19 protein-coding genes are annotated in these 20,683 nt (G+C 55.8%); 17 read left to right on the forward strand and 2 right to left on the reverse strand.

Annotated elements, in window-relative coordinates:
* The first annotated feature begins 4 nt into the window (after positions 1 to 4).
* The 4 genes from pqqC to pqqF are packed head-to-tail and all read left to right on the forward strand — an operon-like array spanning position 5 to position 4,569.
* Positions 5 to 760, forward strand: coding sequence for a pyrroloquinoline-quinone synthase PqqC (gene pqqC, locus BL249_RS10465; protein WP_099705841.1), 756 nt, complete (start codon positions 5 to 7; stop codon positions 758 to 760).
* Positions 760 to 1,038, forward strand: a complete 279-nt coding sequence (gene pqqD / locus BL249_RS10470; RefSeq protein WP_099705736.1) for a pyrroloquinoline quinone biosynthesis peptide chaperone PqqD — start codon at positions 760 to 762, stop codon at positions 1,036 to 1,038. The genes pqqC and pqqD overlap by 1 nt, the downstream gene beginning before the upstream one ends.
* Complete coding sequence (pqqE, locus tag BL249_RS10475; RefSeq protein WP_099705737.1) at positions 1,031 to 2,173, forward strand: pyrroloquinoline quinone biosynthesis protein PqqE; 1,143 nt, start codon at positions 1,031 to 1,033, stop codon at positions 2,171 to 2,173. Before pqqD ends, pqqE begins: the two co-directional genes overlap by 8 nt.
* Positions 2,170 to 4,569, forward strand: a complete 2,400-nt coding sequence (gene pqqF / locus BL249_RS10480; RefSeq protein ID WP_099705738.1) for a pyrroloquinoline quinone biosynthesis protein PqqF — start codon at positions 2,170 to 2,172, stop codon at positions 4,567 to 4,569. The genes pqqE and pqqF overlap by 4 nt, the downstream gene beginning before the upstream one ends.
* On the opposite strand, the gene BL249_RS10485 is transcribed toward pqqF, so the two are convergent.
* Positions 4,566 to 5,849, reverse strand: a complete 1,284-nt coding sequence (locus BL249_RS10485) for an MFS transporter (protein WP_099705739.1) — start codon at positions 5,847 to 5,849, stop codon at positions 4,566 to 4,568. The two genes, pqqF and BL249_RS10485, sit on opposite strands and share 4 nt — an antisense overlap.
* A gap of 320 nt (positions 5,850 to 6,169) precedes the next feature.
* Here BL249_RS10485 and BL249_RS10490 point away from each other — a divergent pair, with 320 nt between their 5' ends.
* From BL249_RS10490 to arnF, 11 genes are all read left to right on the forward strand, one after another.
* Entirely contained in the window at positions 6,170 to 6,706 is a 537-nt protein-coding gene (locus BL249_RS10490; RefSeq protein ID WP_099705740.1) for an isochorismatase family protein, read from the forward strand.
* 317 nt (positions 6,707 to 7,023) lie between these two features.
* Entirely contained in the window at positions 7,024 to 7,785 is a 762-nt protein-coding gene (locus BL249_RS10495; RefSeq protein WP_099705741.1) for a LamB/YcsF family protein, read from the forward strand.
* A 3-nt stretch (positions 7,786 to 7,788) separates the two neighbouring features.
* Positions 7,789 to 9,399 (forward strand): 5-oxoprolinase subunit B/C family protein, encoded by a 1,611-nt coding sequence (locus tag BL249_RS10500; protein WP_241898876.1) that lies wholly within the window; start codon positions 7,789 to 7,791, stop codon positions 9,397 to 9,399.
* Positions 9,396 to 11,138, forward strand: a complete 1,743-nt coding sequence (locus BL249_RS10505; RefSeq protein ID WP_099705742.1) for an acetyl/propionyl/methylcrotonyl-CoA carboxylase subunit alpha — start codon at positions 9,396 to 9,398, stop codon at positions 11,136 to 11,138. The genes BL249_RS10500 and BL249_RS10505 overlap by 4 nt, the downstream gene beginning before the upstream one ends.
* Before the next feature lie 475 nt (positions 11,139 to 11,613).
* Positions 11,614 to 12,759, forward strand: a complete 1,146-nt coding sequence (gene arnB, locus BL249_RS10510) for a UDP-4-amino-4-deoxy-L-arabinose aminotransferase (RefSeq protein ID WP_099705743.1) — start codon at positions 11,614 to 11,616, stop codon at positions 12,757 to 12,759.
* On the forward strand, positions 12,756 to 13,739 hold the full coding sequence (gene arnC, locus BL249_RS10515; RefSeq protein WP_099705744.1) for an undecaprenyl-phosphate 4-deoxy-4-formamido-L-arabinose transferase: 984 nt from the start codon (positions 12,756 to 12,758) through the stop codon (positions 13,737 to 13,739). Before arnB ends, arnC begins: the two co-directional genes overlap by 4 nt.
* Positions 13,739 to 15,721 carry a bifunctional UDP-4-amino-4-deoxy-L-arabinose formyltransferase/UDP-glucuronic acid oxidase ArnA gene (gene arnA, locus BL249_RS10520; protein ID WP_099705745.1) on the forward strand — a complete coding sequence of 661 codons (1,983 nt, stop codon included), beginning with the start codon at positions 13,739 to 13,741 and terminating at the stop codon, positions 15,719 to 15,721. Before arnC ends, arnA begins: the two co-directional genes overlap by 1 nt.
* Positions 15,718 to 16,614, forward strand: a complete 897-nt coding sequence (arnD, locus tag BL249_RS10525; RefSeq protein WP_099705746.1) for a 4-deoxy-4-formamido-L-arabinose-phosphoundecaprenol deformylase — start codon at positions 15,718 to 15,720, stop codon at positions 16,612 to 16,614. The genes arnA and arnD overlap by 4 nt, the downstream gene beginning before the upstream one ends.
* A gap of 2 nt (positions 16,615 to 16,616) precedes the next feature.
* Entirely contained in the window at positions 16,617 to 18,275 is a 1,659-nt protein-coding gene (gene arnT / locus BL249_RS10530) for a lipid IV(A) 4-amino-4-deoxy-L-arabinosyltransferase (RefSeq protein ID WP_099705747.1), read from the forward strand.
* Positions 18,272 to 18,595, forward strand: coding sequence for a 4-amino-4-deoxy-L-arabinose-phosphoundecaprenol flippase subunit ArnE (gene arnE, locus BL249_RS10535; protein WP_099705748.1), 324 nt, complete (start codon positions 18,272 to 18,274; stop codon positions 18,593 to 18,595). Before arnT ends, arnE begins: the two co-directional genes overlap by 4 nt.
* Positions 18,592 to 18,981, forward strand: a complete 390-nt coding sequence (gene arnF, locus BL249_RS10540; protein WP_099705749.1) for a 4-amino-4-deoxy-L-arabinose-phosphoundecaprenol flippase subunit ArnF — start codon at positions 18,592 to 18,594, stop codon at positions 18,979 to 18,981. Before arnE ends, arnF begins: the two co-directional genes overlap by 4 nt.
* A 7-nt stretch (positions 18,982 to 18,988) precedes the next feature.
* Here arnF and BL249_RS10545 read toward each other — a convergent pair whose 3' ends face one another.
* Positions 18,989 to 19,576, reverse strand: coding sequence for an HD domain-containing protein (locus BL249_RS10545; RefSeq protein ID WP_099705750.1), 588 nt, complete (start codon positions 19,574 to 19,576; stop codon positions 18,989 to 18,991).
* 63 nt (positions 19,577 to 19,639) lie between these two features.
* Between BL249_RS10545 and BL249_RS10550 the strand changes: the two genes are divergently transcribed.
* Entirely contained in the window at positions 19,640 to 20,098 is a 459-nt protein-coding gene (locus BL249_RS10550; RefSeq protein ID WP_099705751.1) for a MarR family winged helix-turn-helix transcriptional regulator, read from the forward strand.
* A gap of 103 nt (positions 20,099 to 20,201) precedes the next feature.
* On the forward strand, positions 20,202 to 20,630 hold the full coding sequence (locus BL249_RS10555; RefSeq protein WP_099705752.1) for an organic hydroperoxide resistance protein: 429 nt from the start codon (positions 20,202 to 20,204) through the stop codon (positions 20,628 to 20,630).
* Positions 20,631 to 20,683 lie beyond the last annotated feature (53 nt).

Genomic DNA, 20,683 nt, shown 5'->3' on the forward strand with positions numbered 1-20,683 from the left:
GCCAATGACATTAACACAGCCACTGACAGCGCAGGCATTTGAACAGGCGCTGCGCGATAAAGGGGCGTTTTATCATATCCATCACCCTTTTCATAAAGCGATGCATAACGGTGAAGCCACCAGAACGCAAATCCAGGGCTGGGTTGCTAACCGTTTTTACTACCAGACCAGTATTCCGATAAAAGACGCGGCTATTATGGCCAACTGCCCGGATCCTGAAGTACGTCGCCAATGGGTACAGCGTATTCTGGATCACGATGGTTATGGTGACAGTGAGGGGGGGATTGAAGCCTGGTTGCGTCTTGGTGAGGCAGTAGGACTGTCGCGTGAGGTGCTACGCTCAGAAGCGCTGGTGCTGCCAGGCGTCCGTTTTGCCGTAGATGCCTACGTTAATTTTGCCCGGCGCGCCTGCTGGCAGGAAGCGGCCTGCAGTTCGCTGACCGAACTGTTTGCGCCGCAGATTCATCAGTCCCGGCTCGACAGCTGGCCGCAACATTACCCATGGATTGAAGCCAGTGGCTATGATTATTTCCGCAGCCGGCTCGGGCAGGCACGGCGCGACGTTGAACATGGTCTGACACTGGCGCTGACTTACTGTGATACGGCACAAAAGCAGCAGCGCATGCTGGAAATTTTGCAGTTCAAACTGGATATTTTGTGGAGCATGCTGGATGCCATGACAATGGCGTACAGCCTGAACCGTCCGCCTTATCATACCGTCACCGATCGGCCGGTGTGGCATAAACGGAGACTGATGTAATGCAGATAGGTGTTGAACAAACGCCCTGTTTTCGCCGTGGTTTTCGCCTGCAATGGGAAGAGGCTCAGCAGTGTCATGTCATCCTCTACCCGGAAGGTATGGCCAGGCTGAATGACAGCGCGGCGGCAATCCTGTTGCTGGTTGACGGTGAACGGCGTATTAGCGATATCGTGGCCAGCCTGCACAGCCGTTTTCCGCAGGTGGCGGAACTGGAAGCCGACGTGATTGAATTTTTTGCCACCGCCTATCAACAAAAGTGGATTTTACTGCGTGAGTGAGCATAAACCGACGGTAAAAGCGCCGCTGTGGCTGCTGGCGGAGCTGACTTACCGCTGTCCGCTCCAGTGCCCTTATTGCTCAAATCCGCTGGATTTTGCCAGTCAGCAGAATGAGCTGACCACCGGGCAATGGATTGAGGTTTTTCGTCAGGCACGGGCCATGGGCGCGGTGCAGCTCGGGTTCTCCGGAGGCGAGCCGCTGACCCGTACTGACCTGCCGCAGCTGATCGCCGCGGCACGCGAACTGGGGTTTTATACCAACCTGATCACTTCCGGCATTGGCCTGACGAGGAAAAAGCTGGATGTCTTTGCCGACGCCGGACTTGACCATATACAGATTAGCTTTCAGGCCAGTGACGAAACCCTGAACGCTGCGCTAGCGGGATCGGAAAAGGCCTTCCGCCAGAAGCTGGCAATGGCAAAGGCGGTGAAAGCACACGGTTATCCGATGGTGCTTAATTTTGTTCTGCACCGTCACAACATTGACAGCATTGATCGCATTATTGAACTTTGCCTGCAGCTGGAGGCGGATGACGTGGAGCTGGCCACCTGCCAGTTTTACGGCTGGGCACAGCTCAATCGTGAGGGGCTGCTGCCTACCCGCCAGCAGATAGTGCAGGCCGAAGCGGTGGTGCAGCAGTATCGCGCACGCATGGCGCGCGACGGCTGCCTGACAAACTTGCTGTTCGTCACACCGGATTATTATGAAGAGCGGCCAAAAGGTTGCATGGGGGGCTGGGGATCGATCTTTCTCAGCGTGACGCCCGAAGGCACGGCATTACCCTGCCATAGCGCCCGTCAGCTGCCGATAAAATTTCCTTCGGTACTGGAACACAGCCTGCAGCATATCTGGTATGAATCTTTTGGCTTTAACCGTTATCGCGGCGATGACTGGATGCCGGAACCCTGCCGCTCTTGCGATGAAAAACAACAGGATTTTGGTGGTTGTCGCTGTCAGGCCTTTCTGCTGACCGGCAATGCTGACAATGCCGATCCGGTATGCAGTAAATCGCCCCATCACGATAAAATTCTGGCTGCCCGCGCGGCGGCCAATCATAGTCAAATGCAGATCAGCGATTTACAGTTCCGTAACCGCACTAACTCACAGTTGATCTATCGTGGGCCGGTGGAGTGAATGAGTCCCGGCAGATAAAAGACCTGCGGCTGGCCAACGGCCTGCGGGTACAGCTTATTGCTGACAGTCACATGCGCGAAGCGGCAGCCTTGCTACAGGTGGCCTGCGGCAGTGACGATGAGCCGGCTGAACAGCCGGGATTGGCCCATTTGCTGGAACATGTCCTGTTTGCCGCCAGTGCCGGTTTCAGCGGTGCAGAAAGGCTGATGAGCTGGGTACCGGCTCAGGGCGGTATGTTAAATGCCACCACCCGCAGTGACCGGACCGCTTTTTTCTTCAGTCTGCCCCCCTTGCAACTGGAATCGGGGCTGGTGCGCTTAGTGGATATGCTGGCAAACCCGCTATTCACTCACCAGGCTATCAGTGAAGAAATCGCGGCAATTGACGCTGAATATCAGCTATTAGCGGGCGATCGAGAGCATCTTCTGGAAGTGGCGCTACGGCAGTTATTTCATGGCGCGCCGTGCCTCAGCCGTTTCCAGGTGGGTTCGGCGCAAAGCTTTGCTGCGGTTGCGCCGGCGCTGCCACAGGCATTGCGTGATTTTCATCAGCGGCATTATCATGCCGGTGCAATGACATTATGGTTACAGGCACCGCTGGCGCTGAGCTCGCTTGAGCGGCTGGTGCGGCAACACGGCACGCTGTTGCCGCCGGCTCAGCCGCTTGTCAACCCTGTCCCTGCGCGGATATATGCCCACAGGAGTATGGCATTACAGCTAAACGGTCCGCCGGTACTGTGCCTGTGTTTTGCCCTCAATGACTGGCAGGATACGGATGCAGACTGGCTGAATGTTTTTAATCAGCTGCTGTGTGATGAGGCTGCCGGTGGCTTAATGGCCTGCCTGCGGCAACAGGATCTGGTTGATGATGTTCGCCTGCGAACCTTCTGGCGCAGTCAGCATGCGCTGCTGTTTGCCGTGCAATTTACCCTCAGTCGGGATGATGCCGCGCTTTGTGGAGAGGTACTGACGCGCTTTAGCTGCTGGCTGGCACAGCTGGCTGACCCAAACGCCCGCCAGCTGGAACACTGTGTTCAGCTGGCTGCCGATGCTTTCTGGCAACAGCCCCCGCTGGATCAATTGCGTCGTCGTGCTCTCGGCCCTGGCCTGCCACAGGCGCTGTCCGTTGCCGCCTGGCAGGCGGCAATCCGTCGTTTACATTGCGCTTCACAGGCGCATTTATGGGTAAGCGGGTCACTGGCGGGACGGCGACGGCAGCATCAGGGTTTTACGCTGAAACTGGCGGCCTGGCCATCGGTGTCGCAGTCGCCTGTCCGGCAGGATTTTTGCTGCTGGCCGCAAGTGACGGTCGCGCCGCTGCCACCGCTTGCGGCAAACAGCAGGTCGATAGGCTGGCGTTATGCCAGGGCAACCCCGCGTTTGTGGTTGCTGACCCGCGCCGGTGAAAGGGAAGCCGCGTTATTAGAAACCGCGCTGCGTCCTCTGGCCGCCCGGCTCAGCCATCAGCAAGGGCAATGGCGCCACGAACGCTGGCAGGGTTACTGGCTGATGCAACTCAGCGCCGAACCGGCACCACTGGAGCATGCGGTTGCCTCCCTGTGGCCGCAGCTTTGCGCGTTATCTGCGGCGCAGCTGGCTCAGGGGCAACGGGCCATCCGCTGGGCTGCCTGGCGCGACAACACGGCAATCGCCATTCGTCGTTTGATGGCCGCGCTGATACGTGAGCTGACGCCGGCGGATGCCGCGCAATCGGCCAGCGGCGTTCGCCACCTGCGCTGGCAGGCGTTATTGCTGAGTGATTCGCCGGACTTGCAGCAGCGTCTGGCCCGGCGGCTGAGTCCGCTGCCTGAGGCCAGCAGGCCGCTGATAGCACCGGCATCCGCGCGTGTATGGCAGGGCGTTACGCTGTCTTATCCGCCAGGTGACGCGGCGTTATTGCTTTACTGCCCGCTGCCAGAATGGCAACCACATGTCCGCCTGATGTGGCGGTTGCTGGCGCTGTTCTGCCAGCCGTTATTTTTCCAGCGGTTGCGGGTGGAAAAAAAAATTGGCTACGTTGTCAGCTGCCGTTTTCAGCAATGGGCAGGTGAAGAGGGGATTATTTTTGCTTTACAGTCGCCGCATGCGCCGCTGGCGGTGTTGCAGCAGCAGTTGCAGGATTTTCTTCACAGTCTGCCTGCGGCGGTCAGCGCGCTGAGTGAAGAGGCCATTGCAGCCCTTGGCGGCGCAGTCTGGGCGCAGTTGGAACAGCAGGCTCAGACGCCGGAATGGCAGGCGTGTGAGGCTTTTTTTAGTCCCGACATTGCGCTGCGATACCCTGAAAATCAACGCTGGTTAAAGCAGCTGAGCAGGGCGGAAATCGCGCGCGGCATCGCCGCATTGCAGCAGTCGGCCCAGCACGGCTGGTGCGGCCAGGCCGGCCAGCTTGCTGACTAAATTACACGGCTACCGGCATTGTCTGTCAGTGTCTTAGCCTTTTGTTGCGGCACGGCATTACTGAGCTGCTGTCGCTGGCGCAGGCCGGGGAACCACCACATCCACAGTGCAACCACCGCCAGGGTGCCGATACCGCCCAGGGCGGCGGCCGGTACCGCACCCAGCCATGCGGCAAGCATACCGGATTCAAATTCGCCGAGTTGGTTTGAGGTATTAATAAAAATCGCATTCACCGCGTTGACCCGGCCGCGCATTTCATCAGGGGTATCAAGCTGTACCAGTGAACCGCGGATAACCATACTCACCATATCAAAGCCGCCGAGAGCGAACAGCGCCAGTAATGACAGCCACATCCAGTCTGACAAGGCAAAAACCAGTGTCGCCACGCCAAATCCTGCCACGCAAAGAAACATGATGATGCCGACGTGACGTTGCAGCGCGCGGCGGCTTAACCAGAAGCCAACCAGTAAGGCGCCAAAGGCCGGTGCACTGCGCAGCAGGCCGAGGCCAAAGGGGCCAGCGTGCAGAATATCATGGGCAAAAATGGGCAACAGGGCGGTGGCACCACCCAGCAGCACTGCAAACAGATCCAGTGAGATAACCCCCAGCACATCCGGTCGCTGGCGGATAAAATGCACTCCGGCCAGTAGCGTCTTCAACGTGGCGGGTACCCGCGGCGGCGGTGCCTGATAATAATGCAGGGTGGCTATCATCAGTAAAGAAATAAGATAAAGCAGGGCGGTCAGGCTATACACCACGTCGGCGCCAGTGGCATACAGCAAGCCGCCAAGCGCCGGCCCGACAATCTGTGCCGTTTGTCCGGCAACGGCGTTGGCGGCGGTTGCCCGTGGCAAAATAGCGTCTGGCACCAGCGCCGGCAGCATTGAAATCAGCGATGGCAGTTCCAGCGTTTTTGCCGTGGAGATAATCAGTACCAGCAGCAGGATCACCCAGACGCTGGCCGCCTGCTGCCAGCTCAGCCAGGCTAGGGTTACGATGGCTATCCATTGACAAATTTGTGCCAGTAACACCACGCGCCGGCGATCACACTGATCGGCAATATGTCCGGCCCACAGGGCCAGGGTCACCGAGGGCAAAAATTGTATCAGTCCAATCATTCCCAGCCAGAAAGCGCTGTGGGTCTGAGCATAAATCTGCCAGCCGACGATAATGGACAGCATCTGGAAACCAAATCCGGAGCTGGTGCGCGCCAGCCAGAAGGCAACAAATCCCCGGTTCTGTAACAACCGCTCGCTATTGCCTGATAACACAGGTGCCATGTCTCTATCCCATTGAATCAGCCCGGCCAGCAGATGTGGATAATTGAGGCGCCGTTGCCAGCAGCAATCGACCCAGGCCGGAAAAAGTAAAAAATTATACTGCTAATTATTGCTGGTGGCAGTATTGGGGGCCGGTCGGTTTATTTTCTGTAACAAAATGGTTAATTTTCGTTGTGGGGTGAAGTCTGTCTTGTCAATTTCTGTGTCGGGTTTGTGTGAAAAAGTGAAACCGTTGCGTTGTTGGCTGGCAGGGTAAGCCTGGGTCTCCTATACCTTAAGGTGACAGGCTGACGCCGGCCATAGCGAGAACAGGAGGGCGTATGAGCACGCTAAAAGTGCTGCTGGTAATTGATATGCAAAACGGTGTTTTTGCCGAACCGTTATTTGATCCTGCCGGGCGTATTGCTCACGTTAATCAGCTGATTGATGCGGCAGACGAGGTGGTGTTTATTCAGCACACTGATGGCTGGATGAGTGAAAACAGCGAGGCCTGGAAACTGATTGATGAATTGCATCAGCCGCAGGGCGCACACTATCTGAGTAAAACCGCCTGCGACGCTTTTTTTGATACGCCGCTGATGCAGTTACTGCAACAGTTTGCCGCGCCCAGGGTAACGCTTTGTGGCTGTATGACGGATTTCTGTCTTGATGCCACTATTAAAAATGCTGCCAGTAAAGGTTTACATCTGCTGATTGCGGGTGATGCGCATACGACGGTGGACTCACCCTTTGCCAGCGCTCAGCAGCTGATTGCGCATCATAATCAGGTCTGGGCAACGCTGACGGTTCCTGGCGTTGAAATTCAGGTTAAGACCAGCGGTGAAATTGTTAAGCTATGGCAGGAGGATGTCCGCTAATCCTGCCATATCTACCGGCCTGACTGCTGCGCCGCGATTTGTCGTCCGGGCGCTGGATCTAAGGCGGCTATCTCCGATCATGTTCACTTTTTTGTGCCTGCTGTCAACCTAAAGGCCTCTCCGGGGAAGGTCTGTCTGCATGAGGGTGACGATCCGCGACATGGCGGATTGAGGTTGATCCTGTTTCCCGGCTATAGCTATTTTTTAATAATCATGATGCTATTGTTTTTTGACCCGGGCGAGGGTTCATCACTGGTGCCGGCATAGCGTCATCGCCAGGCTGGCGTGGCGACAGCGTCCGGAGCGGAGGGGCCGTAGTGAAACATATCGATTTAAACAGCGATCTGGGTGAAAGTTTTGGCGCCTGGCGAATGGGTGATGATCAGGCGATGCTGGCACTGGTGTCCAGTGTAAACGTCGCCTGTGGCTTTCATGCCGGCGACCCGGCTGGCATTCTGCAAACCCTGCGAGCGGCGCAAAAGCATGGGGTGGCAATCGGCGCCCATGTCTCTTATCCCGACCTGGTCGGTTTTGGCCGCCGGCAAATGGAGATAGCCAGTGCTGATTTGACTGCCGATGTGATTTATCAGATTGGTGCATTGCAGGGGCTGGCCACTGCTGCCGGCACCCGGGTCAGCTATGTAAAACCCCACGGCGCGCTTTATAACACTATTGCCCATCACCGCCAGCAGGCGCAGGCGGTGATAACGGCAATAAAAGCGCTGGATGAGCGTCTGGCATTGATGGTGCTGGCCAATTCACCGCTGGAGGAGCTGGCGCGTCAGGCCGGCATTCAGGTCATTAGCGAAGCTTTCGCCGATCGCGCCTATAGCCCGGAGGGCACCCTGGTGCCACGCAGTGAGCCTGAGGCAGTGCTGCACGACCCTGCTCGGGTGGCCGCGCGAATGGTGCAGCTGGCCACCCGCGGTACGCTCACCGCTTGCGACGGCAGTGTGTTAACCCTCAAGGCGCAGTCAATCTGTATTCACGGCGATTCACCGGGCGCGGTCGCGATGGCCACTGCGGTGCATGATGCGCTGATTGCCGCCGGGGTTTCTTTGTCGGCGGCGGCAGGCTAAGTGATGGCGATACGTTTTTTACCGGTTAATCATGATGCGCTGTTGATTGAGCTGGCATCGCTGGAAGAGACGCTGGCGCTGCTGGACAAATTACAGCATGCGTCATTGCCGGCGGTGGATGAAATGGTGCCAGCGGCACGGACGCTGTTGCTGCGTTTTCAGCCGCAAAAAATGTCGGCGCAGTGTCTGGCTGATCTGATTGGCGGCTGGCAGCTTAATGGACGCCAGCATGCAACCGGCAAACTGATTGAGATCCCGGTGTGCTATGACGGCGAGGATTTACCGCAGGTTGCCGGCATGCTGGGAATAACGGTGGCGGAGGTGATCCGTCGCCATAGCGAAACGGAATTTAGCGTGGCTTTTACCGGTTTTGCCCCCGGCTTTGCTTATCTGTGTGGCGACAGTGGCCTGACGGTTGCGCGACGTCCTGCGCCGCGGCCACGCATTCCCGCCGGCTCGGTTGGCCTGGCCGGTGAGTTTACCGGTATTTATCCCAAGGCCAGCCCCGGTGGATGGCAGCTGATTGCGACCACCAGAATGGCAATGTGGGATTTGTCACGGGCCACACCGGCGCTATTGCAGCCGGGTATGCGCGTGCGTTTTCATCAGAAAAGTACCCGCCACACGGTATTACCGGCTGTCGGTGCAGAAAAACCGCAAAAACCGGCGCCCGGCGACGCCACGCTGGAGATTGTGGCGCCGGGCATACAGATGTTGTTTCAGGATGAGGGACGGGCGGGTAAAGCCGGTCAGGGGGTTTCTACCAGCGGCGCGCTCGATCGTGGTGCGTTGCACAGCGCTAATCGTCTGGTTGGCAATCCGGCGTCGGCGGTTTGTCTTGAATTGTTGCCGGCTGGGGTAGTGATTGAGGTACTGGCGGATTGTGTGATTGCCCTGACCGGTGCCAGTTGTGCTATCTCGCTGACCACGGCCAGCAACACGCAGCATCAGCTGTCTGGCTGGCAGCCGCTGGCCTTACTGGCGGGTGATCGGTTGCAACTGGGCGCGGCACAGCAGGGCGCACGCTGTTATCTGTCTTTGCGCGGAGGATTTGCCGTTATCCCGGTGCTGGACAGTGGCTCAACGGATACGCTGGCGCAATTGGGGCCAGCCGCGCTGTGTCAGGGCACTATTCTGCGGCGCCAGCGTGCGGCAGCGGTGTGTGCGGTTGCTATCAATGAAATGGCGCCCGACAGGCTACCCTGCGCCGGTGAAACCATTACTCTGGACGTGGTGATGGGACCGCGCACCGACTGGTTTACGCCGCAAGCGGTGGCGTTGTTTGCCAGGCAGCGCTGGCGGGTGACGCCCCTTTCAAACCGCACCGGCCTGCGGCTGGAAGGTGATAGTGCCCTCAGCCGGTCACAACCCGGTGAGTTGCCAAGCGAAGGTATCCGGCCTGGTGCGATTCAGGTGCCGGCTAATGGCCAGCCGGTGTTGTTTCTGGCTGATCATCCGCTCACTGGCGGCTATCCGGTGATAGCCAGCGTAGCGGACTGGCACCTTGATTTGGCCGGACAGCTGTCAGCCGGCGTGTGGCTGCGTTTTAACCCGGTGCTGCCTTTTAATCCCCTGAGACCGGCCAGGTCAGCCGGTGATGAGAGAATGGAATGAAAAAAGTTCTGATAGCAAACCGGGGTGAAATTGCGGTACGCATTATTCGCGCCTGTCGCGATTGCGGTATCGCGTCGGTTGCGGTTTATGCCGACTGTGACAGCGACGCGCTGCATGTGCGGCTGGCCGACGAAGCCTGGGCGTTGCCCGGTAATCACCCACAGGAAACTTATCTCAATAGCGAACAATTAATCGCTCTGGCGAAAAAATCCGGGGCCGATGCTGTGCATCCTGGTTATGGTTTTCTTTCCGAGCAGGCAGACTTTGCCCAGGCGGTGATAGACGCCGGGCTGTGCTGGATTGGACCTGAGCCGAAAACCATTGCCATACTGGGCGATAAAGTTAAAGCGCGTCAGCTGGCGCAGCAGATTGGGGCACCGCTGGTGGCGGGAACGTCCGCTCCGGTAACCGGTGCTGATGAGGTACGCGCTTTTGCTGAGCAGCATGGTCTGCCGGTAGCCATCAAGGCGGCCCACGGTGGAGGTGGCCGCGGCATGAAAGTGGTCTGGCGCATGACGGAAGTGCGTGAGCTGTATGACCAGGCGGTACGAGAGGCAACCGCAGCGTTTGGCCGTGGAGAATGCTTTGTCGAACAGTTTCTCGATCGTCCGCGCCATATTGAAGCGCAGATCCTGGCAGACCGCTATGGCAACGTTCAGGTACTGGGCAGCCGTGACTGTAGCCTGCAGCGCCGTAATCAGAAGCTGATTGAAGAAGCGCCGGCCCCTTTTTTGAGTGACCAGCAGCGCGACCGCATTCATCAGGCCGCCCATGATATCTGTGCGCAAGCACAATACTGCGGCGCGGGCACAGTAGAATTTCTGTTGAGTAAAGAAGGTGTTATCTCGTTTCTTGAGGTCAATACCCGTCTGCAGGTTGAACATACCGTAACCGAGGAGACCACCGGCATTGACCTGGTGGTGGCCCAGATGAAGCTTGCCGGCGGTGAGCGGTTGACCGATTGCAGTACGCCATCCCCCCGGGGTCATGCCATTGAATTTCGCATTAACGCTGAAGATCCGGCGCGTGGTTTTTTACCGGTATCCGGTACGCTGAGCGCCTTTCTGCCGCCTTCCGGCCCCGGTATTCGCCTTGATAGCGGCGTGATCAGTGGTTCACAGGTGCCGCCGGTTTTCGATTCCCTGATGGCGAAACTGGTTGTCTGGGGACGCGATCGTCCCCAGGCACTGGCGCGTGCCCGTCGCGCGCTGGCCGAATTTACCATTGATGGCGTTGCCAGCGTGCTGCCGTTTCATCGTCAGGTACTTGAACAGGCGGATTTTATTGCCAGCGATGGCCATTTTGCCGTACATACCCGCTGGATTGAAACCGACTTCAGCGCCGTTCTGCCGGCAGCGCCGCGCATTTTGCCGCCGGCAGCGCTGACGTTAACCCGGACGTTTATTGAAATTGATGGCCGGCGGGTACAGCTGGGGTTGCCGCCCGCTCTGCTGGTCAACGCGCGGCACGGAGACGTCATATCGCCAGCAGCTACCCCGCTGCCACAACCTCATCCCGGCGAGATTGAAGCGCCGGTTGCCGGCCTGCTGCAAAGATGGCTGATGGCAGAGGGGGCCCGGGTGAATGAAGGCGATATTCTGGTCACACTGGATGCGATGAAGATGGAAACACCATTGAAAGCACCGTGCGGCGGTGTGCTACAGCGGTTGATAGCCAGCGGTGAGATGGTGGATGCCGGTACCCTGGTTGCCCGAATCGTTGCGCCGCAATCGCAATAAAGCCGACAGGTGATAGCATCCTGTTGTCGTCTGACGTGATGTTACTGGCTGGCGATGGGATCCTTCTTTATTTCTTCACCTTGCGGTAACCTTGACCTGCTTTGCGCCAGCCTGTCATCTTGTTCACATCCTTATGTCATTTTGTATGATGAATATTTTAAAAGTTGTGAAGGAGTTGCTGTTAGCACGCCGAATGTTTATCGTGCATCAGTTCCCGGCCCGGCAGGTGGATGGCAGGGCTTAAGCCACAATTAAGCATTAACCGTTAATCTGCATATTATAAGGGTTTGGCTAGGATTTATCGGATACGGTTTGTCTGATGTTTAAACTTCATCGCGTATTATAGGCAGCGGGCGCTTTCCCTGTTTTTCATGGGAGAAGGATCATAATCGGTTGATATTTGTCGCTTCACCGCTTGACAGCCCGCACAAAAGGTTAAAAATTTAATCAGTGTTCGCTTAGGGAAATTGAACTAATGTCTGAGTTTCTCCCCTTTTCCCGCCCTGCGATGGGTGAGGAAGAACTGGATGCGGTCAAAGAGGTGTTGTTATCTGGCTGGATTACGACTGGCCCAAAAAATCAACAGCTTGAAGAGGCATTTTGCCAGCTGACCGGCAACCAGCACGCGATTGCGGTTAGCTCCGCAACCGGCGGTATGCATGTCATGCTGATGGCACTGGGCATTGGCCCCGGCGACGAAGTCATCACGCCTTCTCTGACCTGGGTTTCGACCCTGAATATGATTTGCCTGCTCGGCGCCACCCCGGTGATGATTGATGTTGATCGCGACACGCTGATGGTTACTCCGCAGCAGGTAGAAGCGGCGATTACGCCACGTACCCGCGCAATTATCCCAGTGCACTATGCCGGCGCTCCGGCCGATATCGATGGCCTGCATGCGCTGGGTAAGCGCTATGGCATCCCGGTCATTGATGATGCTGCCCATTCGGCCGGTACCTATTACAAAGGCCGTCACGTGGGTGCCAGCGGCACCGCTATTTTTTCCTTTCACGCCATTAAGAATATGACCTGTGCTGAAGGCGCGCTGATTGTCACTGATGACGAAGCGCTGGCGAACAAAGTTCGCAGCCTGAAGTTTCACGGACTTGGCGTGGACGCGTATGACCGCAATCAGCATGGCCGTGCGCCGCAGGCGGAAGTGATATCACCGGGCTTTAAATATAATCTGGCAGATATTAATGCGGCCATTGCGTTGGTGCAGCTAAAAAAACTGCCCCAGTTAAACGCGCGCCGGGCAGCGATTGCCCAGCGCTATCTGCGCGAACTGGCGGATACCCCGTTTCAGCCGCTGAAGCAGCCGGACTGGCCGCATCAGCATGCCTGGCATCTTTTCATCATCCGCGTTGACGAAGAGCGTTGTGGTCTGAGCCGTGACGCGCTGATGCAGGCGCTCAAAGAACGTAATATCGGTACCGGTCTGCATTTCCGCGCGGCCCATACACAGAAATATTACCGTGAACGCTTTCCGCAGGTGGTGCTGCCTAATAGCACCTGGAATAGCGAGCGTATTTGTTCGATACCGTTATTTCCCACTATGAGCGATGACGATGTTACCCGCGTAATAAAGGCTCTGCATGAGCTGGCAGGAAAAAGCGCATGACCAGTAATGAACCCATAAAAAAAGTTTCGGTTGTCATTCCGGTATTTAATGAGCAGGAGAGTCTGCCTGAGCTGATGCGTCGTACCCGCGCAGCCTGCGATCTTCTTTCACTACCCTACGAAGTAGTGCTGGTGGATGATGGCAGTAGCGATGATTCGGCACAGCTGCTGGAAGCGGCAGCAAGCGAGCCGGGTAGTCCGGTGGTGGCCATTCTGCTTAACCGCAATTATGGTCAGCATTCTGCCATCATGGCAGGTTTCAGCCATGCAAGCGGTGATCTGATCGTGACGCTGGATGCTGATTTACAGAATCCACCGGAAGAGATCCCGCGGCTGGTTGAGAAAGCGGCGGAAGGGTATGACGTGGTGGGCACGGTGCGCCAGAATCGTCAGGATACCTGGTTTCGCCGGCGGGCGTCACGGGTGATTAATGGCCTGATTCAAAAGGCGACCGGTAAATCCATGGGCGACTATGGTTGTATGCTGCGGGCTTACCGCCGGCCAATTATTGACGCCATGTTGCATTGCCATGAACGCAGCACTTTTATTCCGATTCTGGCTAATACCTTTGCCCGTCGTACCGTGGAAATTCCGGTATTACACGCAGAGCGTGAATTTGGTGATTCAAAATACAGTCTGATGAAGCTTATCAATCTGATGTATGACCTGATCACCTGCCTGACTACCACGCCACTGCGATTGCTGAGCATTTTCGGCAGTATCACCGCGCTGGCTGGTTTTGCGCTGGCGGTGTTGCTGCTGTTGCTGCGTCTGTTTTTTGGCGCAGAATGGTCAGGACGCGGTGTATTTACTTTATTTGCCCTGCTGTTTATGTTCATCGGGGCTCAGTTTGTGGGTATGGGCTTGCTCGGTGAGTATATCGGGCGCATTTATAATGACGTACGAGCCCGTCCGCGTTATTTCATTCAGCGTGTTGTTAGCAGTGAATCCGCTGCTTCTTCTTCACAGGAAAAAAATTGATGAAAGCTGTTGTTTTTGCCTATCACGATATGGGCTGCGTTGGCGTTGAAGCCCTGATTAAGGCTGGCTTTGAGATTGAAGCTGTTTTCACCCATGCCGACAGCGCAGGCGAAACCCCTTTCTTTGCCTCCGTGGCGCGCACTGCGGCGGCGCACGCGATTCCGGTTTTTGCGCCGGAAGAGGTGAACCACCCGTTATGGATCGATCGTATTCGTGCCATGAATCCGGATATGATTTTTTCTTTTTATTACCGCAACCTGCTGAGCGAGCCTTTACTGGCCTGTGCCAGTAAAGGCGGTTTTAATCTGCATGGTTCATTGCTGCCGAAATATCGCGGCCGTGCGCCGCTGAACTGGGCGCTGGTTAATGGTGAAAGCGAAACCGGTGTGACGCTGCATCGTATGGTGGCCAAGGCGGATGCTGGCAATATTATCGCCCAGCGTTCTCTGCCGATTGACGACGAAGATACGGCGCTGACGTTGCACCGTAAGCTGTGTGATGAAGCAAAACGCTTGCTGGATGATACGCTGCCGTTGTTGTTAAAAGGGCAATTTAGCGAGCAGCCGCAGGACCTCAGTAAAGGCAGCTGTTTTGGGCGGCGTACCCCGGATGATGGCCGCATTGACTGGTCTTTGCCCGCCAGCCAGATCCGCAATCTGGTGCGTGCGGTCAGCGAACCCTGGCCCGGCGCATTCAGCTATGTTGGCACGCAGAAATTTATTATCTGGCAGGCAAAAGTCCGTCATGACCAGGCCGCCGCGCGCCCTGGTACCATTTTGTCGGCCAATCCGTTGATCGTTGCCTGTGGCAAGGATGCGCTGGAAATTGTTACCGGTCAGGGTGAAAACGGTATCTATATGCAGGGCGGTCAGCTGGCGCAGACGCTGGGTCTGGTGACCAGTGCGCTGCTGAATAATAAGCCGTGGACCGCGGTGAAACGCCGTACCCGCGTACTGATCCTCGGGGTGAATGGTTTTATTGGTAACCATCTCACCGAGCGGTTGTTGCAGGATGATAACTTCGAAATTTATGGCCTTGATATCGGTTCCGACGCTATTAGCCGCTTTATTGATAACCCTTATTTTCATTTTGTCGAAGGGGATATCAGCATTCATTCCGAGTGGATTGAATACCATATTAAAAAATGCGATGTGGTGCTGCCGCTGGTAGCAATTGCCACGCCGATTGAGTATACCCGTAACCCGCTGCGCGTGTTTGAGCTGGATTTTGAAGAAAACCTGAAAATCATTCGCGACTGCGTGAAGTACAAAAAGCGCATCATCTTCCCGTCAACTTCGGAAGTGTACGGTATGAGTACCGACCCGGTGTTTGATGAAGACCATTCCAATCTGATTGTTGGTCCGATTAACAAGCAGCGCTGGATTTACTCGGTCTCTAAACAGCTGCTTGACCGGGTTATCTGGGCTTATGGCGACAAAGAAGGGCTGCGCTTTACCTTGTTCCGTCCATTTAACTGGATGGGACCGCGTCTTGACAACCTGAACGCCGCGCGTATTGGTAGTTCACGTGCGATTACCCAGCTGATTCTTAATCTGGTGGAAGGTTCTCCTATCAGGCTGATTGATGGCGGTAAGCAGAAGCGCTGCTTTACCGATATTAAAGACGGTATCGAAGCGTTGTTCCGCATTATTGAGAATAAAGATAACAATTGCGATGGACAGATTATCAATATTGGTAATCCCACCAATGAAGCCAGTATCCGTGAACTGGCTGAAATGTTGTTGAAAAGCTTCGAAAAACACCCGTTACGCCACCATTTCCCACCGTTTGCGGGTTTTCGTGAAGTGGAAAGCAGCAGCTATTACGGCAAAGGTTATCAGGATGTCGAGCACCGCAAACCGAGTATCCGTAACGCACAGCGCCTGCTGGGCTGGACTCCTGACATTGAGATGAGCAAAACCATTGATGAGACGCTGGACTTCTTCCTGAAAACGGTGGATTTAACTGAGACTGGCAAATGATCAAAGTGGGTTTGCGTGTTGACGTGGACACCTGGCGCGGCACCCGGGACGGGGTGCCACGTTTGCTGGAGATTCTCAGGCGTCATCAGATTCAGGCCAGTTTTTTCTTCACCGTCGGCCCGGATAATATGGGCCGTCATCTCTGGCGTCTTATCAAGCCAAAGTTCCTCTGGAAGATGCTGCGCTCTGGTGCGGCGTCACTCTATGGTTGGGATATTTTGCTGGCGGGTACCGCCTGGCCCGGACGGCGTATCGGGCGGGGTCATCAACAGATTATCCGTGATACTGCCGCCGCCCATGAAGTGGGCCTGCATGCCTGGGATCATTTTGCCTGGCAAACCTGGGCTGGGGTGTGGCCGGCGGAAAAGCTGCATCAGCAAATTGAACTGGCACGCGCGTCATTGACGGAGATTTGTGGCGCTGCGGTCAGCTGTTCTGCTGTGGCGGGCTGGCGTGCCGATCAGCGTGTGGTGGAGGCAAAAGAGCCTTTTCATTTTCGTTACAACAGTGATTGTCGCGGACAGGCTCCCTTTTTACCGCTGCTGGAAAACGGCACAACCGGAACGGTACAGATCCCGGTGACCTTGCCAACCTGGGATGAAGCCGTTGGCACCCTCACCAGCCGGGAAAATTACAATGCGTTTATCCTTGAGCAAATGCTTCAGGATCAGGGGACGCCGGTTTATACCATTCATGCGGAGGTAGAAGGTATTGCTTTGCATCAGCAATTTGAACAGCTGCTGGTGATGGCGCGTGAGGCAGGCATTCACTTCTGCCCGCTGAGTGCGCTATTACCGGATGATGTTTCGCAGTTACCGGTAGGTAAGGTCGTGCGCGGCAGTCTGACCGGGCGCGAAGGATGGTTGGGTTGCCAACAGGTTATGAGTAATTAACGATGTCGACAAATCAAAAAGGCTGGTTGTTACTGCTGCTTTTCGCTCTTTATTACCTGGTTCCCCTTGAGTTTCGTCAACTCTGGCAGCCGGATGAAACTCGCTATGCTGAAATTAGCCGTGAAATGCTGGCCAGTGGTAACTGGATTGTGCCGCATTTTCTGGATGTGCGTTATTTTGAAAAACCGATCGCCGGCTACTGGATTAATAATCTCAGCCAGCTGCTGTTCGGCCATAATAATTTCGCCGTACGCTTTGGTTCAGTGTTCTCTATTACGCTGAGTGCGATTGGCGTTTACTGGCTGGCCAGTCGCATCTGGCAAAACCGCGCGACCGGGCTGATAGCCGGTGTGATCTACTTGTCGACGTTGCAGGTATACGGTATTGGTACCTATGCAACGCTCGATCCTATGATTACCTTGTGGATGACGGCTGCCATGTGTTTCTTCTGGCTGGCGGTTACCACGCCTGACACCCGCTGCCGCCTGCTGAGCTGGCTGCTGCTGGGTATTGCCTGCGGCATGGGCTTTATGACCAAAGGCTTTCTGGCGCTGGCGGTGCCGGTGATTGCTATCCTGCCCTGGGTGGTGATACAGAAGCGCTGGAAAACCTTGTTGAGCTGGGGCTGGCTGGCTATTTTCGGCGCGCTGGCTGTGAGTCTTCCCTGGGTTCTGGCGGTAGCGCAGCGTGAGCCGGACTACTGGCATTACTTTTTCTGGGTTCAGCATATTCAGCGTTTTGCTGAAGATAATGCGCAGCACAAAGCGCCGTTCTGGTACTATCTGCCGGTGCTGATTGCCGGTTCGCTGCCCTGGCTGGCGTTGTTGCCTGGGGCGTTGAAGCTCGGCTGGAAAGGGCGTGAAGGCAACGGTGCACCGTTCTATCTGCTTGGCTGGATGGTAATGCCGTTTTTGTTTTTCAGCATTGCTAAAGGCAAGTTGCCAACTTATATCCTGCCCTGTTTTGCCCCGCTGGCCATTCTGATGGCGCACTATGCCAGTACCTTGCTAAATAGCTGCAGCAAGGTTTTTAAAATCAATGCAATAATTAACCTGGTTTTTGGCCTGGTTTGCATGCTGGTGCTGCTAGTGGCGCTTGCCCCCTGGGGTATAGAGAAGCATTCGCTGTACGCCCATTATGAAATTCCCAAGGTGTTGCTGGGCACGCTGACGTTTGCCGTTTGGGCACTGATGGGATGGCTAAGTTTGCAGGATCCTCGCCGGCGCTGGCAGTGGGCGGCCGTCTGCCCCCTTGGTATTGCGTTACTGTACAATTTTGCCTTGCCGCAGCATATCAGCAGCAAACAACCGCAACACTTTATCACCGCGATACATGAAGAGCTGTCAGCCAGTCGTTATGTGCTGACTGACTCCGTAGGGCTGGGCGCGGCCTTAGCCTGGGAGCTTAAGCGCGGTGACGTGATGATGTACAGTGAAAAAGGTGAGCTGGATTATGGTCTGGCCTACCCGGATGCGAGCCATCAGTTTGTCAGTGACCCGGATTTTCCACAATGGCTGGAAAATGCCCGCCATCAGGGTAATGTATCGCTGGTGCTGCAACTGGATCGGGATCAGGATATCAGTACCATTAAGCTACCTCATGCTAATTTCACCTGGCGTCAGGGGCGTTTAATCCTGTTCTATTATCAGAAACAGCCATGAGTTATCTGCTGTTAATGCTGGCCAGCCTGCTTAGCTGTGCTGGCCAGCTGTGTCAGAAACAGGCCGCACACCAAAGGCGGCGCGGGGACATGGTGCGCTGGCTGATGCTGGCGCTGTTTTTATTGGGCTGTGCGATGCTGGTCTGGCTGCAGGTGTTGCAGCGTCTGCCGGTGGGGATAGCGTATCCGATGCTCAGCCTGAATTTTATTCTGGTCACTCTGGCTGCACGGCTGGTATGGCAGGAAGAGATCGATCGCCGTCATCAGGCAGGAATTGTCTTGATTGTTATCGGCATTGTTCTGATGGGGATGAGCGAATGATCGGCTATCTGTGGGCGGCGGCTAGCGTGCTGCTGGTCAGCGTAGCGCAGCTGCTGATGAAATGGGCGATGGTCCAGCTGCCACCGCTTAGTTCACCGTTACTCTGGTTGCAGTCTGCGGCGCTTACCGCGCTGCCCGGTCTGGCATTGCTGGCGGGGCTGATGGCGTATGCCGCCTCAATGTTATGCTGGTTCGCTGCGCTGCGTCTGTTGCCGTTAAGCCGGGTTTATCCGTTGCTGAGTCTCAGCTATGTACTGGTCTGGCTGGCGGCGCTGTGGCTGCCGGGGTTTCATGACCGCTTCAGCGGGCTACAGCTGCTGGGCATGGCGGCGATTGTTGCCGGACTGCTGCTGATTTGCTCGCACCGCCGCACCGGTCGGGGCTGACGCGTCGTTAGCGGTATTTCTGCTCCTGATGTGAAAACCAGCTCAGCGGTATGTTATGGGGCGGTCTGGTGAGCTGCTGAATGCCGTTTTCAATTATGTCTGACGCTGTTTGCCTTAGCGTGGCGTTTCCGGCGTTAAGCTGGGCAACCTGCAGGCGTTTCTCCAGCAGATAAATCCGGGCAAATTCCGCATCGTACTGAATCAGTTCGCGGGTGTTATCAATAATATCAGCCAGCTTGATGGTCTGGGCGTCGGCTGAAGCTTCGGCAGTATGCCGGAAATGTGCCGCTTTGCGGGCGGCGCGGCTTTGACATTGTGTTGGCAGCGCGTTTTCGGTCAGCATCGCCACCAGACGTGCGACCGGCTCCCCAAAACGGCGGCGTATATCGTTAAGCGTGGTGTCGGTGTCTTCCACCGTGTCATGTAGCCAGGCGGCGGCCAGCATCACTTCGTCATCACTGACGCTGCGGACAATGTCCGCAACGGCTGCGGGGTGAACAATATAAGGTTCATTGGTGTATTTACGGCGTTGTTGGCTCTGCGCATGGGCTTTGGTCGCGTAGCGTTGCGCCCGTTGTTCCAGTGAATATTTCATTCTGCTCACCTTTTACAATAGTATCGCTTGCAATTAAGTAGTGCGCTACGTATATTCTGTTCTATGACCACATCACAACATGACAAAAAAAGTCAACATTCGCCACTGTTGCTTGATCAACAGCTGTGTTTCGCCCTCTATTCGGCGAATCTGGCCGTGCACAAGCTTTACCGGCAGCTGCTGGCTAAGCTCGGCATCACCTATCCGCAATATCTGGTAATGATGGTGTTGTGGCAGCGGGATGCGCTGACCGTGTCGGCCATTGGTGAACGTTTATTTCTTGATTCAGCCACCCTGACACCGCTGCTCAAGCGTCTGGAAAGCGGCGGTCTGTTGCGCCGGCAGCGCGCGCGTGAAGACGAACGGCAGGTGGTTATTACGCTGACGGACAGTGGACGCGCTTTGCGCAGCCAGGCTTTAGGTTTTCCACAGGCGGTTCAGTGCGCAGCGGCTTGTGATAGCGCAACGCTGCTGGCTCTGAAACAGCAGCTGGAAACCTTACGTAATAATCTTAATGGCTGAAGCACGCTGAAGCCGGTGAACGGCAGCATCAACACATAGCGGTCATTAAAATAGCGCACTATTTAATAGTGTAAAATGTTAATTCATCACTAAGGAAGTCATTATGTCTTTAGAAAACGTTGTTTATCGTGCCAGAGCCAAAGCAACGGGCGGTCGTGATGGTCGTGCGACTTCATCAGATAATGTGCTTGATGTGAAGCTCGGTGTCCCGAAAGAGATGGGCGGTGCCGGAGGGGAGGTGACTAATCCTGAGCAGCTGTTTGCTGCGGGCTATGCCGCTTGTTTTCTCGGTGCCATGAAGTTTGTCGCCGGTCGTGACAAAATTGCGCTGCCAAAAAATGCCTGGATTGAAGGTGAAGTCGGCATCGGTCCGATTCCGCACGGTTTTGGTATTGAAGTACAGCTGAATATTCACCTGGAAGGAATGGACAATGCTGAAGCCAGAAAACTGGTGGATGCGGCACATATTGTCTGCCCTTACTCTAATGCGACGCGTAACAATATTGACGTGACGCTCAATATTATCCCGTAAGCGCCCGGGCGGCAGATCCCTTGCTGTTTACATATGGCATCGGCTTGCCGCTC

It is taken from the genome of Erwinia sp. OLFS4 (genome assembly GCF_002752165.1).
Classification (GTDB): Bacteria; Pseudomonadota; Gammaproteobacteria; order Enterobacterales; family Enterobacteriaceae; genus Izhakiella.

Bases quoted from the DNA above. Each gene is read 5' to 3' on its own strand.
- arnT (WP_099705747.1), top strand. From the start codon at position 16,617: ATGTCGACAAATCAAAAAGGCTGGTTGTTACTGCTGCTTTTCGCTCTT.
- BL249_RS10505 (WP_099705742.1), top strand. From the start codon at position 9,396: ATGAAAAAAGTTCTGATAGCAAACCGGGGTGAAATTGCGGTACGCATT.
- BL249_RS10555 (WP_099705752.1), top strand. From the start codon at position 20,202: ATGTCTTTAGAAAACGTTGTTTATCGTGCCAGAGCCAAAGCAACGGGC.
- BL249_RS10490 (WP_099705740.1), top strand. From the start codon at position 6,170: ATGAGCACGCTAAAAGTGCTGCTGGTAATTGATATGCAAAACGGTGTT.
- BL249_RS10545 (WP_099705750.1), bottom strand. From the start codon at position 19,576: ATGAAATATTCACTGGAACAACGGGCGCAACGCTACGCGACCAAAGCC.
- BL249_RS10550 (WP_099705751.1), top strand. From the start codon at position 19,640: ATGACCACATCACAACATGACAAAAAAAGTCAACATTCGCCACTGTTG.
- arnB (WP_099705743.1), top strand. From the start codon at position 11,614: ATGTCTGAGTTTCTCCCCTTTTCCCGCCCTGCGATGGGTGAGGAAGAA.
- arnF (WP_099705749.1), top strand. From the start codon at position 18,592: ATGATCGGCTATCTGTGGGCGGCGGCTAGCGTGCTGCTGGTCAGCGTA.
- BL249_RS10485 (WP_099705739.1), bottom strand. From the start codon at position 5,849: ATGGCACCTGTGTTATCAGGCAATAGCGAGCGGTTGTTACAGAACCGG.
- arnE (WP_099705748.1), top strand. From the start codon at position 18,272: ATGAGTTATCTGCTGTTAATGCTGGCCAGCCTGCTTAGCTGTGCTGGC.
- arnC (WP_099705744.1), top strand. From the start codon at position 12,756: ATGACCAGTAATGAACCCATAAAAAAAGTTTCGGTTGTCATTCCGGTA.
- BL249_RS10500 (WP_241898876.1), top strand. From the start codon at position 7,789: ATGGCGATACGTTTTTTACCGGTTAATCATGATGCGCTGTTGATTGAG.
- pqqD (WP_099705736.1), top strand. From the start codon at position 760: ATGCAGATAGGTGTTGAACAAACGCCCTGTTTTCGCCGTGGTTTTCGC.
- pqqC (WP_099705841.1), top strand. From the start codon at position 5: ATGACATTAACACAGCCACTGACAGCGCAGGCATTTGAACAGGCGCTG.
- arnA (WP_099705745.1), top strand. From the start codon at position 13,739: ATGAAAGCTGTTGTTTTTGCCTATCACGATATGGGCTGCGTTGGCGTT.
- arnD (WP_099705746.1), top strand. From the start codon at position 15,718: ATGATCAAAGTGGGTTTGCGTGTTGACGTGGACACCTGGCGCGGCACC.